Genomic DNA, 14293 nt, shown 5'->3' with positions numbered 1-14293 from the left:
CTTAGTTTTAGACGAATGGAAATTTCCTATAGACGAATGAACTATTTCTTGAGATAGTAAAAAATTATCGATATTATCTTTATTATTATCTTTACCTTACTAAAGAAATTAAAACCTTAATTGAAAGAAACATCTAATAAATATTTAATTGTTGCTTTGCTCTTTGGATTAACCTTCCATGGAAGTGCTATTTTCTTTACTATTGAAAATACTTATGATGCTTTAATTCATATGTTTTTTGGGAATCATTATGCCAATAGTTGGTTTGAACCATGGAATTATAGTTGGTACACAGGCTTTACTGTAATGGGTTATCCACCTTTAGTACATCAAGCTATTGGAATACTATCCTATATTGGTGGATTAAAATTTGGTATGTTTACAGTTGCTATTATTGGAATTATTCTCTTTGTAACAGGAAGTTTTAGATATGCTGTTTTAATTACTGGTAATCGAACTGTTGCAGGCTATGCATCTATTGTTGCTATAATTTCTTCCTCCTTTGTAGAAACACTTCATATATTTGGTCAATTGCCTAGCATCATAGGAGTTTCCGTTTTGATGCATGCGATGCCAGAAATATATCTCTATATAAAGACAGGTAAATGGAAATATTTTTTTACATCCTTGTCTTTAATTGCTGTTACAGTTTGTTCGCATCATGTTACTCCATTGTTTGGAATGGTTTTCTTCATTTCTCCTCTAATAGGGATGGTGATTATGGACGTTTCAAGAGAAAGAGTCAATTCGAACAAAGAAATCACTTTCATAATTTTCTTTAAAAGTTTTTTGTCATTATTTAAACGAATTGTTCTCTTTTGCGGTTCAGCCGTTTTTTTAATTGTATTTTGTATTTTACCCTATTGGATTAATTCCAAAGCCAATCCGATAACACAAGTACCTATTCCACATGGAAGTCGCGATAACTTTTTAGAAGTCACTTCTTCTGGATTGATGTTTTTCTTAATTCCTTGGGGCATTTTACTCTTCATTTTACCTTACATTTTTTATCGTTATTATTCAAAACGCTATATTTTCTTTGGTCTTTCTATTACCTTATTAACTATTTTAGGAACAGGTGGCACAACTCCTATTCCTCTAAAACTATTAGGAGAAACTGCTTTTAACATCTTGACTCTAGATAGATTTACACTTTGGGCTTCCATTATGAGTTTGCCTATTTTTGGTGAATTTGTGTATCGATTGGTTGAAGGTGATTTAAAAACAGCCATACAAACCAAATTTGGAACTGTATATCATCGTGTTTTAGGAGGTTTATTTGCAGGATGCTTTCTATTATTTGCTGTTTTCACTATTACACTAGGTTACTTTAGACCTTTGCAACCTGCTAAAATCAACTTTTTACCAATAGTGAATTTCCTAAATCAAGACCAACATGACCAATGGCGGTTTTTGCCTTTAGGTTTTGGTGACCAAATGGCATTTCTTTCTACACAAACCAAAGCCATGACAGTTGATGGCAATTATCATTCGGCAAGAAGGCTACCAGAATTGACGACAAGAGCTGTAGAACGTTTAGAAAATTCAAAATTTAGAGGTATAGAAGGCATTGGTTCTTTACAGCAATTTTTAACCGTTCCAGAAAAATACAATTTAAAATATGTGTTTTCTAATGATAAATTTTATGATCCAATACTCTATTTCTGCGGTTGGCATCGTTTGACTCAATTGGAAAATGGTATTATGGTTTGGGAGAAACTCAATGTGCAACCTTTATCTAAAATTCTTCCGAAAGACGAAGTTTCCATAGTACTAAAATTAATGTGGGGCATCATTCCTCTATTAACTGTTCTGATTGCTTTTATTTTAAACATTCAAATGATTTGGTTTCAAGCATTAAAGATAAAAGTACTCGACAAACCTGCCTTTTTAAATCATGGTGTGGCTTACACTGGTTTTAAAAGTTGGATGATTAAATTATTACATATTTGGACTGTATTTGTCCTCATCATTTTTGGCATTGGAATTTACTTCATTTACATTAAAAACGCTACTCAAATAAGTCCGGAAAATGTGGTGAAATCCTATTATGATGCGCTCGATTTTAAATATTACGAAAAAGCATATTCTTATGTTATTCCAGATAAGGAATATCCACTTTCACAGTTTATGCTTGAAATTTCGGTTTCAGACGGTATTTTAAATTCGTATGGGAAATTAGATGCTATTGAAACTACTATTACAAACAATTCAAAGAACAAAGCTAGAATTATTGCCAAAACCAAATGGATTACACCTCTCGAAATTATAGAAAAAACATACACACACGAAGTAGAAAAAATTAAAGGAAAATGGTATATCGTTCCTGAAAAGAAAGATACCGATTTGCCACCAGATGAGTTTATTGCGACCAACATCAATTCCTATTATAAACAAGGACGAAGAAAAATTTCAACCCAACAAACCTATCATGATGATATTTTACGTCAACCTGATTTGGAAATTACTAAAGCCAACTTGATTTATTTTGATAAAAAATACATGATTATTGGTGAAGTGCAAAACATTGATAATGTCCCTGCGGATGTAGTTTTGAAAGCGACTTTATATGATGAAAAAGATAAAACTTTAGCTACTCATAATGCGAAATATGTCATTAAACATAAATTAATGCCAAAAGAAACTACTAGTTTTAAAGTAAATTTTGAAGATATTGCCTGGTTAAAACCAGATGATGTAAAACCAACCAATTTTAATCCAGATGAGTTTACCGATAAGTATTTTGAGAATAAACCCGTCACTTTTGACATTCAAAGTGCAGGAAATGTCGCAATTAGTGATTTATACACTTCGGTAGCTTTAGCCGATTTAGTTATTTCTGACACAGAACTAAAAGGAACTTTGTTCAACTATGGTATTCAAGAAGTTACTGTTCCAGAAGTATTGATCTCTTATTATAATGCTAAAAAAGAATTGATTTTTGTCGATCATAAATTCATCAAAGAAGGGGTTCGCATTCAACGAAAACAATATTTCAAGTATTTCTTTTTAGATCTTACTACTTTAAAAAGCATAAAATATTCAACAGAAAATTGTTTTGTAAATGGTATTTCAAATGAAGCTATTGCACGAGATGTTATTAAAACTCGAAAAACAAACGAGGAAGAAGAACAATTGCAAAAAGTGAACGGAAAAGGTTTTAGCTATATAAAAATCGAGATGAATAATTATATTGGTAATCCAAAATGATGAAACGAAAACTACATATCATTATTATATTGGTAAGCATCGCTTTGGTTTTGCTTTCTGTCACTTTATTGGATAAAAAGTCGATTACTAAAAATACTCTTTCTTACATAACCACTCAAGAAAACTTTGTTGCTGGAAAACCTATTGCAATAGAATTTAAAGGAAGTTTCGAAAACAAACCACAACTTTACATCATTCATTCTTTTGGAAGAACATTGCTTGATGGTATTTTGAAAAAAGATATCATTCAATTTAATTTACCTAAAAATTATTATAATAAAACAAGCTTAGTTTCTTGGTTTTTGATAGAAAATAACGATGAAAAAGCAAAAGGAAACTTTCAAATCATACCAAATGACGAAACTAAAACCAATCTTGAATCCTATCTTGGACCACCTAGTACTTTAGTTGGAGATGGTCATTTTACCATGTTTGTTACCATTCCAACGGATAACTTTGACAATCCCAAATTTACTAATACTGAAGTTGCTATCAAACATCAATTTTTGAATACTATTGCAACCGATAATGAAAAAACAAAAGATTTCATTGCTTGGAAAAACATTTATGCTCCCACAAAATCAGGTGGTGTTTTAATTTCTGCCAGCTGTAATGAAGCCATTACAAAAGAATTTGACGCTGTAATTTATCCTTCAATTGCTACAGACTTTACCATTGCATACAAAAGAAATCACGAATTTGCCGATGGAAACCAAATCACAAGATTAACTACTTCTATTTTAAAAGATAAATTTGGAAATACGGTTAGCGATGGAACCATGGTTACCTTTATCATTAAAAACAAAGAAAATGTTCTTCTAAAAACATTTGGAACAACGATTGAAGGCATTGCAACTGGTCAAATTTTACATCCAGAAAAAGAAAACAGCTACATCGTAAAAGCGTATGTGAATGGAATTAGCAAAAGTAATAGTATTCAGATTAATTATAAATCCATAAATCCTACTATTGCTTATTCTTTTTCAAAAGACAATCGAACCATCTCTGTTGGTCCAATAAAAAGTTTCATGAACCAAATTGTTCCCGATGGAATCAAAGTAACGCTAAGAATATATCACAACGACACTTTAGTTGAAACAATAATTGAAGACAGCAACAGAGGAAAAGCTACCTTCTATCTGTCTCCTGAATTTTACAAAGAAAAGAAATACAGTTTTGAAATTGAAACCCTTGGGAAAACTATAAAAAAAGCAGAAAAAAATGTCTCTAATAAATAATAAAAATAATTATCGCGTTTTTTTACTAGCATCATTTATTGCACTCAATATTTTAGTATTGTATGCTATTACAAGTATTTTGGCTTATTTAAACGAAGGAGCAGATAGAAGTACAATGTTGCATTTAGATAAAATGACCATAAATACATACTTACCAAAAGTCAGTTGGGAAAGCCTAGAAAATCCTGGAAGAGCAATGGAAAAACAGACTTTAGCCACATTAGAAAAACACTATTTATTTTCATGGTATATTAAAAATAATGCTTTAAAAACGAATACTTCAGAAGGAATTGCTGATTATTTTACTGAAAACCCTAGAAAAATTTTAGACACAATAATCCAACAGAATAAAGCTAATAAAATATCGATTGAAAGCACAACTCTTACACACAATCCTAAATTAGAATTTTATAGCGAAGACGGACAATTAGTTGTTTTTACCGATGAAAATGTCATTGAATTTCAGAATATTTATCAAGATAAAAAATTAGTTACTTCTGTTAAAGACACTGCTACTTATAAAGTTTTGATGTTATTAGAAGATGGTTTTTGGAGAATTCGTCATTGCGAAAGAATGGCTAAAGTAGCTGATACCCTTCAAGCAAACACAAATGAAAAAACATTTACTGTAAAAGGAAATCAAATCTTAAAAAACAACAAACCTTTCGTTATAAAAGGCATCAATTATTATCCTAAAAATTCCGCTTGGGATATGTATGGAGATTTATTTAATCTGGATACTATTGCAACCGATTTTGATATAATTAGCAAAGCCAAACTAAACACCATTCGAATATTTGTACCTTATGAAGATTTTGGAAAAGCAGAAGTTAAAACTGAAAAAATAGAAAAATTGAAACAAGTTTTAGAATTGGCCAAAACTAAAAAATTAGCTGTCATTATAACCCTTTTTGATTTTTACGGAGATTATTCCGTTTCAAATTGGACATTGACACAGAGACATGCTGAAACAGTAGTTTCAAGTTGTAAAAATTTTGACAATATTATTGCTTGGGACATCAAAAACGAACCCGATTTAGATTTCGAATCTCGAGGCATTCAAAATGTGAAACCTTGGCTCTCTGAAATGATTGAAGTTGTAAAAAAAGCAGCTCCTAATCATTTGGTGACTATTGGCTATTCTTCTATAAAAGCTGGTGAAATATTAAAAGATGAAGTCGATTTTGTTTCTTATCATTACTACGAAGACATATTGCTTTTTAAAGACAAATTGGCTATTTTAGAAAAAGCAACAAACAAACCTTTGGTTGTACAAGAATTTGGAATGTCATCTAACAAAGGTTTTTGGAGTTGGAATGGAAATTCAAAAGAAGATCAAGCGGAATATCATAAAAAAATGCAAGCTATTTTTAAAGAAAAACAACTTGCATTTGTATCATGGACTTTATATGATTTCCCAAAAGTGCCAAATGGTGTTGCCGGGAAATGGCCTTGGATAAAAAACAAACAAAAACAGTTTGGATTTATCGATGTTGAAGGAAGACAAAAACCTTCATTTTCTTATATTTCTTACTAATATTAAATGTATTCAACTAAACTGTCTTTTTCAATAGCATTTTGAGCTTTTATCTGATGAAACTCATTTAAATATAAGTCCACAATTTTATCCATTGACAAAGCACTTGCTGCTTGAAAATTTGTTTTGGCTATTTTCTTTCTATAATTTTCATCTTCTAAAATGGTTGCAATCGCTTTTGCTAATGAAGTACTACTTGTAGGATTGAAAAACTCTCCTTTATAGCCTTCTTCTTCTACTAACAAAGCTAAATCTCCTAAATCTGGCATTACAACTGCTTTTCCATAACTTCCTGCTTGATGTAAAACTCCAGAACTTCCTGTTGTTGAAGTGTAAGGAAATGCTACAATCGCACTTTCAGTAAAGATTCTTTCTACATCATTCTCTTCTACATAACCTGTAAATGTTATTCCTTCTACATGAGCATATTTCTCTTTTACAGATTGCAAATATCCTGGTGTATTTGGACTATCGGTCCCAGCAATAACCACTTCGATGGCTTCTTTATTGTTTTTTCTAATTTCAATAATAGCTTCAATTAAAATTTCAACTTTTTTATAAGTTCCAAATTTTCCAAATGCCATGATTTTCTTTGGTCCTGCTGGTAAATTAAAGTTAACTTCTTTGACAGATTCAAATGTTCCATGAGGAATTAAAACGACATTTTTTGTTTTGTATTTTGCATTTAAAACATCAACATATTTGTTAATGGTAACCGAAACTCTATTCGCTTTTAAAATACACTTTGTTAAAGTTGTTCCAATAAAATTATAAACTTTTTGAGCTATTTTGTTAGAAGTAAATCCAGCACTTTCTAAATCTACTTGCTCTAAAATATTATGCATTAAAACCATTGTTTTGAATCCTAGCAGTCTTAAAATCATTGGTAATAATAGTCCTAATGCGGCTGGAATTTTTTTATCTCCAAATTTTACAAATTGTAAATTGAATAAAATCGTTTCTGGTTTTTCTTTGATTGCTTGTTTGATAATAGAGAAAATGGTTTTGTAACTATTGAATGACCAACATTCGTTAACGGTTACTTTTTCACTATTATTAAAGTCTAGTTGTTTTGGTGCTTCTGTTTTATCACATAGTAAAACTAATTCTGAAACTTCTTCTTTTTGAACAAAGTTTTTTACTAAATGGTATCCGTATTCATTTAAGGTTACTTTACTTGGTGGGAATGCTGTTACAACTGCGATTTTCATAATTTTGTCTTTTTATGGTTAGTATTATAGTACAAATATCGGGTGAAGTGGAAAGGTTTTTAATGGTTTTTCGATGAGCAGTAAATTACTGTAGACGAATACTTTTTTTATTCTGATAAACGAAATAAAGCAATTGGAAAACTAAAAGAATCAACATCGCAACAGTTTGCATATGAACTACTTGCTCTAATGAATTGTGAAAAAAAACAATTAATACAATTTGCGTACAACCTAATAAAGCTGAAATGATTACTGGAAAATAATTACTTATCGAAAGGAAATAATATGCAAACACATTTGCTACTGCAAAAATGGCTGTGGCCAAAGCATATTGCCATAATAAAGGAGCAATAGATAGGTAATCATCACCAAACATAAGATAAACTACCGTTTCTGGCATGATGTAAGTCACCAAAACAATTATGGCAGAAAATAAGGCAATTATTGAAACATATTTCATTAAAATGGGTTGGGTATTCTTTCCTTCTTTTTTTAACTGAATTACTTTTGGCAATAAAAGCATTACAAAAATCCAAGTTACAAAATAAACTACTCTTCCAATTAAGGCCAAAGATGCATAAAAACCAGCTTGTTGATTGTCAAAAAAATGCTTTACTAGAATGACATCGCTATTGTTAATAATAATTTGAGTTAACTCGTAAAAAGCCGTTAGGGCAAAAAAAGTAACTATTGGTTTAGTTTCTACTTTTATTTTATTTTCAAAAGTTGCTTTTTTGAAAATAGTTTTTTGAAATGGAATTAGTCCAAAAACAAATGATATTGCAATTCCTGTTGCGACTAAAATGGTAGTCGGTAATTTTGAAGCAAAAAAGAACAATGTAATCGTTATGAATAAGCGAGCAAACATTTCACTAACATAAGTGATTGATAATAAATTTAATTTATTTTCTCCTTGATAGATTCCTCGGTTGACACTCATTAAAAAGTACAAAGGAATTCCAATTCCAAATAAATGAAACATCGTATCCGTCTCTGTGTGCAATAAGATTTGTAAATTTTCACTAAAAATGATAAAAAGCAATCCAATTGAAATCCCAATCGCAATCGAGATTTTAGAAATAGTTTTAATAAACTTATTTTTCAAATCTCCTTCTAAAAGCACACTATACTTAGTTGTTACAATTTGGAAAGTCATTCCTACAAAAGATAACACTAGTAAAAAAGTGATTAAGATAGCAGCGTCAGCAAAAGCATTTGGCCCTAACATTCTTCCTAATAATAAATTGTAAGCATAATTTCCTGCATTAACAATGAACATAGTTAGCATAAAAATTTGTTCTGAACTTATTTGTCTTCTTTTTAGAGTTATTGCTTGTATCATTTTTGTCTTTTTTATTATTTTTTGCCTTTTTATAAAATAAAATTATGCTGCTCTATTTTTTAACAAATAATTCATTTTTTCCGATTGAAATAAATCGAGTACCTTTTGATTTCCTTCACTGATGATATAAAAAACTTTATTTTTTGACAATGCCTTCTTATATAAATTAATAATGGTATCAAAACTAGATTTATCCATATCAATCACTTTATTTAAAGAGATAATAATAAAACTAGATTGACTAATTAATGCTTCAAAATAATTTTTTAAAGAATTTACATTTTGTGTATTTAAAACTCCATTTATTTCTAAAACTCCTGCGTTTTCGTTAATTTGTAATGCCATAATTTTTAGGTTTTGAGTTATTACTAGTACAAATATCCGATAGAATTCAATGAATGAAGCTTCTTATTCGATGAATGGTAAGTTACTGTAGTTGAAATATCAATGGTTTATGACTAACTTGCAAGTAGTAACAAAATCACTTTCGACCAATGAAAATAGCATTTCAAATTACCTTTTTTATCTTCCTGTTTTTCACTTCAACAATTTATGCACAAGACATGCAAGAAGGCTTTACGTATCTTGAAAAAGGAGATTTTGCTAAAGCCGAAACATTTTTTGCCTCTATATTAAAAGAGTATCCTGATAATAAAACAGCACGTCTTTGTTATGCAAGAGCAATTGGTTTAAATGAGAGCCCTAAAAAAGCATTAGAAGTATTTATACAATTAAAAAAAGAGTATCCAGAGGATTTAGAAATTAAACTGAATTACGCTGAATCGTTACTTTGGAACAAAAAATACAATGACGCTAAAACCTATTATACAATTCTTGTAGCTGAGAATCCAACTAATTTTGTTGCACATTTAGGGTTTGCCAATACGTTATCTAATTTAAAAGAATATGAGAATGCACTTCTATATGTAAATAAAGCACTTAATCTTTCTCCAGAAAACAATGGTGCTTTGGTTTCTAGAAAATACATTAAACTAGGTTTTGCCAATCAAAAAGTGAATGCTAAAGCATATGATGAAGCTGAAAAATTATATGATGAAATTCTAACGGATTTTCCAAATGACAAAGAAACCTTACTTAACAAAGCAAATTTATATTTGATTTCGAAACAAATAGAAAAAGGAAAGGAAGTGTACCAATTATTAGCTCCTGAAAATCCAAATATTGCTTTAAACGGACTTTCATTATTGGCACATTTGAATGAAAAAGAAACTGAAGCTTTAAATTTAGCAACAGAATCGTTAGAAAAAAGCAAACTAATTACTGACGAAACGACTATTAAACAAACTAAAGAACGCTATGTGCAAGCATTAATTTGGAATAGAAAATATGATTTAGCTGAAGAGAATATCGATTCTTTATTAGAAAAATATCCCAATGAGAATTGGGTTTTGGCTTTGTCCGCTACTTTAGCGATATACAAAAGTGACTTCAAACAAAGTATTGCTGATTATTCCAACATCTTAAAAAACGATTCCAAATCTTTTGATGGAAATTTAGGAATTGCTAATGCTTATTATGCTTCTGGGGAAATTGATAAAGCTTATGAAGCTGTTTATACAACTTTAGACATTTTCCAAAATCAGAATGATGCTGCTAATTTCTTAAAAAAATTAAATGCAGAACATACACCAGTTTTAGAAGAAAAAGTAAGTTATTCTTTCGACAATGGTGACAATACTGCTTATGCTTCGTTAACAAAAGTTACTATTCCAACGGCAACAAAATGGTCTTTCAACACCTCTTATCAGTATAGGAAAACAGATAATAAAGTCACATTGGCTAATGCTACTACTAATGATTTCACATTGGGAACAACCTATAAATTCCATCCAAAAGTGAGTTTTACATTAAATGCTGGAATTTCAAATGCAAAAGCGGTTACTAATTCCTATAATCAATTATTAGTACATACTTACTTTAAAATGAAACCTTTAAAATTACAAGATTTGGAAGTAGGCTACAAAAGAGAAATGCAGAACTTTAATTCAGACTTAATTGACAAGCAAATTGTTAGTAATAACTTTTATGCTAATTATAATATAAGTACTAATATAAAACTAGGCTGGTTTACCCAATATTTCTATACTACTCAATCGGATTCCAATACTCGAAATTTACTATTTACTTCTTTGTATTATAACTTTTTATCAAAACCAGTGTTAAAAGGAGGTATTAACTATCAATTTATTGCCTTTAAAAACCAAGTCCCTACGGATTATTTTAGCCCTGAGAAGTTCAATGCTGTAGAACTATTTGTTGATTTCTTGAAGGATGAAAATATAGCAACAGTAAAAAGTGTCTTTTACAACGTAAATGCTGCAACAGGCTTTCAATATATTGAAGATAATGACAAACAATGGACATATAGAGTACAAGCTAAATTAGGCTATAAATTCTCTGATCGCTTGTTAGCCAATATATATGGCTTACGAAGTAATATAGCCTCTGCTACAGCTGCTGGTTTTACTTATAACGAATTTGGTGTAAGATTGAAATGGTTGTTATTAAGTAAGCCTATTTTTAAAACTAAGAAAACCGAAGAATAATATACGGTTTTTTTTAGTGCTTAACCTTTTAACTTTTTTAATTAAACTAGTAAATTCAAGCATTTTTCTTTTTAACTCGAAATTCAATTAAAAACTATTATATCACAAAGCCATTTCGGACTAAAATACTCGCTGTAATGAAAGATAATTAAATTTACCTTGAATGTGTTTTATGGCTTAAAAACGCTTTAATTCAAATCTTATCACTAAGTATTTTGAGATTTATTAAGAAGTTTACTTTAATTAAGACGCTTTCATTTAAAACTACTTTGAGACTGTAATTATTGAATTTATCAATGTATTAAATGCTGTAATTTAAATGGGAAAATATTGATTTACTCCTATGATTTTAAACTGATTATATGTTATTGTAAACAAAAAAACCGAAGAATAATCTACGGTTTTTTTATCTCTGGTTAATAACACATTTTTCTAATGCATTGATGTGTATTTTGATAGTTGGTCTCTGTTTTTTATAGTAAAGACTTTCTAATATTGTTGTTATTTATAAGACAAATCTACGCTCAAAATATCGTAATTAATGAGACATTCGACCATAACATATTTGATATAGTCGAAAGGTGAAAAAGTATCGACAAACTATTTTATAGTCTGACAATTAGAAAGTAATACAGCTATCTAATGTAAAAATTAGGCTACTATAAATTCAATTAAAAATCTTTGTAAAACAAAAAAACCGAAGAATTATCTTCGGTTTTTTATCCCAAATTAATAACAGCATTTTCCTAATCTATTATGCATTTCTTGCTGTAAACCTTATTGGAACTTGTTGTAATTACAAACATATAAATCCCTTTTGGTACACTTGTATTTTTAAATTTAATTTCATTCGAATTAACAACTTTATAATTCTTATCATGAACAATTCTACCTGTTACATCGATTAATTGAACTCTTGAATCAGAAATATTTTCGCTAAGAACAATAGTGGTTTCATTTGAAAACGGGTTAGGGTAATTATAAATTTCATTAGTTTTTGAGGTTTCAAAATCTATAGTACTTAAAGTAGTAGTAGACCCTAATTTCAAATTAGATACTTGTAATGAAAAAGGTTGAAATTGAAAATAATCTCCTTTTACTGAGAAAACAAAACCTTTAATTTTTTCACCATTGTATATTGCTCCATTTGGACTTGTAAAATCTAGGAAAGAAATAGCAACATCAACCATATTCACATTAGCAGGAATATTAAAACGTAATCTATTATTCCAATCTGTTGTGTTTTCTGTTACCAATATTACTTCAGTTGGCAATGAATTTTGAATTGAAAAGTGAGTTCCTTCATAGGCACTTGCGTCAAATAACAATTCTCCTGGCAATATATTTCTAAATAGATTAGCTGTTCCTTTTACTTGACCTGTTACTGAAGCATTTCTTTCAATAGTATAGATTTCTGATTGAACTGTTACTACTGGATTTGTTAATTGGAATGAGCTTATTATTGTTTCAGAAGTATTATAATCCATTCCCCAAGGACCATCTGCTAAATATAGGGTATCTTGTTGAGGAGAATTATTACCTGTAATTGAAAATCCAATATCAAATAGATTTCCAGTAACCAATTCAATTTCGCTTTCATAAGCAGTAGAAATAAATTCATTTAAAGTTAGGTTTACTTCTGTAGTAAGTTCAGTTTCTTTACTATTTCCGTTTAATTGTACTTCATTTGCACCTGATTTGTTTATTAAAGTCAATTTAACTTTACCATCTTTGTAACTTCCTTTTTTTACAAAAACTGTTGGAATTCTATTACTTACTACATTTTGAATTAAAACACTTTGTTGGTTATAAGTATCAATTATATAATTAGCAATATTCGAAACTTGTCCCATTGTAGCACCCCAAATTTGAAAATTTTTATAATTCCCGATTGGATATTGTCCAATGTTCCAATAACTATGCATTTTATTTTCAGTAGCTAATTCTTCTATTGAAAAGTGTAATGCAAATTCTACTTCTCCATTGGCTCGTCTTATTTTTGATAGGATTATTTCATATCCTTTTAAATTTATAGTTCTAATATCTTCTAGTGTTGAACCATTTAACCTATCACATATTACTTTTGAGTGATTGTAAATCCCTCCTGTCGTCTTCGTTCCAAGTACTGCTGCTACTCTATTTGTACCTTCATAATAGTCTACTGAAAACACTTCCTCAGCGTTTGTTATCTGAATAAGATCTGTAGGACTAGAAACAAATACTGTTTCTGTACCAAACATTCCTGTACTTGGAAAAAGAGTGTTTAAATTAATAACACCAGTTCTATTTTGATAACTTGAAGAGGAATCTACTTTAAAAGGAATTTGAAGTTGTTTCCTATTTGCAAACGTTTGTTCTTTAACCCTTTTAAAATTTCTTTTTGCAATTAAAGTAGCTAAACTTCCTTCACTTTCTAATCCTCCATCATTTGCAGAAGTAATATCAGTTCTGCTACTTACATCGGCTACATTAACAGTTCTTAAAGCTGTATAAGGGTTCGCTGTGACATAAAATATGGCGTCGTTAAAATCATTGTCACAACCAGCATTATCTCTTCTAATATCTTCAAACCCTAAAATAATTCTTTCATTATCTGGATCATTTAGCAATACATTGTGATTTCTTAAATTAGGATCTGATTCCGGATTAAAACTTGGATTAGAAAACAACCTCCATAAACCATTTGTTACTTGAGATCCATTCCATCCGTTTGCTAAAAGCACCCAACCAATTCCAGTTCCTGCTGGGAAAGTTCCTATTTTTACTTTATTTCCTGTTACTAAACTTCCTCCACTTCCTGCCGCAGATACATTTGGAAAAACAATAGTAATATCAGCTGTTGTTGGAGCTGTTAAAGGTGGATTATTTAAATCATATGTATAAAATCCTAATACATTTTTGTAACCAGCTCCTTCACTTACGAAAGTTACCCAAACATCGGCAAGACTATCAATAACTAAATCTGTATCATAACCTGACGAAATGTATTGTGGATTATAAACAGGAACTGGGTAATTTTCTGGCAAAGAATTACTTACCAAATCTAATGTTGCTTGACTAATAGTATCACTAGTTGCAAAATATAAAGGAGTTCCATCAGAAGTATAAGAACCCAAGAATTGAAAATTTTGTGCAATTACTGATGATGAAATAGCTATTAACAGTATAAGTACTATTTTTTTCATAAT

Annotated in this window: 8 protein-coding genes; 4 read left to right on the top strand and 4 right to left on the bottom strand. The window is 29.8% G+C overall.

The features are described 5' to 3' along the window. The first annotated feature begins 120 nt into the window (after positions 1-120). Genes FIA58_RS13110 through FIA58_RS13100 form a run of 3 tightly spaced genes read left to right on the top strand, consistent with a single transcriptional unit; the run spans position 121 to position 5985 of the window. Positions 121-3210 (top strand): hypothetical protein, encoded by a 3090-nt coding sequence (locus FIA58_RS13110; protein ID WP_140962935.1) that lies wholly within the window; start codon positions 121-123, stop codon positions 3208-3210. Next, positions 3210-4448 (top strand): hypothetical protein, encoded by a 1239-nt coding sequence (locus FIA58_RS13105; RefSeq protein ID WP_140962934.1) that lies wholly within the window; start codon positions 3210-3212, stop codon positions 4446-4448. The genes FIA58_RS13110 and FIA58_RS13105 overlap by 1 nt, the downstream gene beginning before the upstream one ends. Next, on the top strand, positions 4432-5985 hold the full coding sequence (locus FIA58_RS13100) for a cellulase family glycosylhydrolase (RefSeq protein WP_140962933.1): 1554 nt from the start codon (positions 4432-4434) through the stop codon (positions 5983-5985). Before FIA58_RS13105 ends, FIA58_RS13100 begins: the two co-directional genes overlap by 17 nt. Before the next feature lie 2 nt (positions 5986-5987). On the opposite strand, the gene FIA58_RS13095 is transcribed toward FIA58_RS13100, so the two are convergent. The 3 genes from FIA58_RS13095 to FIA58_RS13085 all read right to left on the bottom strand — a co-directional run bounded on the left by FIA58_RS13095 (position 5988) and on the right by FIA58_RS13085 (position 8883). Further along, a complete protein-coding gene (locus FIA58_RS13095) occupies positions 5988-7196 on the bottom strand; it encodes a glycosyltransferase (RefSeq protein ID WP_140962932.1) in 1209 nt (402 codons plus the stop codon). 85 nt (positions 7197-7281) lie between these two features. After that, positions 7282-8538 carry an oligosaccharide flippase family protein gene (locus FIA58_RS13090; RefSeq protein ID WP_140962931.1) on the bottom strand — a complete coding sequence of 419 codons (1257 nt, stop codon included), beginning with the start codon at positions 8536-8538 and terminating at the stop codon, positions 7282-7284. A 42-nt stretch (positions 8539-8580) separates the two neighbouring features. Beyond that, positions 8581-8883: an STAS domain-containing protein gene (locus FIA58_RS13085; protein ID WP_140962930.1), complete on the bottom strand. Its 303-nt coding sequence runs from the start codon at positions 8881-8883 to the stop codon at positions 8581-8583. 149 nt (positions 8884-9032) lie between these two features. Here FIA58_RS13085 and FIA58_RS13080 point away from each other — a divergent pair, with 149 nt between their 5' ends. Beyond that, positions 9033-11105, top strand: a complete 2073-nt coding sequence (locus FIA58_RS13080) for a tetratricopeptide repeat protein (protein ID WP_140962929.1) — start codon at positions 9033-9035, stop codon at positions 11103-11105. Positions 11106-11851: 746 nt separating this feature from the next. Here FIA58_RS13080 and FIA58_RS13075 read toward each other — a convergent pair. Beyond that, positions 11852-14290 (bottom strand): DUF4114 domain-containing protein, encoded by a 2439-nt coding sequence (locus FIA58_RS13075; protein ID WP_140962928.1) that lies wholly within the window; start codon positions 14288-14290, stop codon positions 11852-11854. Positions 14291-14293: the final 3 nt, after the last annotated feature.

Source organism: Flavobacterium jejuense, assembly GCF_006491595.2.
Taxonomy (GTDB): Bacteria; Bacteroidota; Bacteroidia; order Flavobacteriales; family Flavobacteriaceae; genus Flavobacterium; species Flavobacterium jejuense.
The sequence above is the reverse complement of the archived record's forward strand: the minus strand, read 5'-3'. Positions and strand labels throughout refer to the sequence as shown.

Bases quoted from the DNA above. Each gene is read 5' to 3' on its own strand.
- FIA58_RS13105 (WP_140962934.1), top strand. From the start codon at position 3,210: ATGAAACGAAAACTACATATCATTATTATATTGGTAAGCATCGCTTTG.
- FIA58_RS13100 (WP_140962933.1), top strand. From the start codon at position 4,432: ATGTCTCTAATAAATAATAAAAATAATTATCGCGTTTTTTTACTAGCA.
- FIA58_RS13095 (WP_140962932.1), bottom strand. From the start codon at position 7,196: ATGAAAATCGCAGTTGTAACAGCATTCCCACCAAGTAAAGTAACCTTA.
- FIA58_RS13090 (WP_140962931.1), bottom strand. From the start codon at position 8,538: ATGATACAAGCAATAACTCTAAAAAGAAGACAAATAAGTTCAGAACAA.
- FIA58_RS13085 (WP_140962930.1), bottom strand. From the start codon at position 8,883: ATGGCATTACAAATTAACGAAAACGCAGGAGTTTTAGAAATAAATGGA.
- FIA58_RS13080 (WP_140962929.1), top strand. From the start codon at position 9,033: ATGAAAATAGCATTTCAAATTACCTTTTTTATCTTCCTGTTTTTCACT.
- FIA58_RS13075 (WP_140962928.1), bottom strand. From the start codon at position 14,290: ATGAAAAAAATAGTACTTATACTGTTAATAGCTATTTCATCATCAGTA.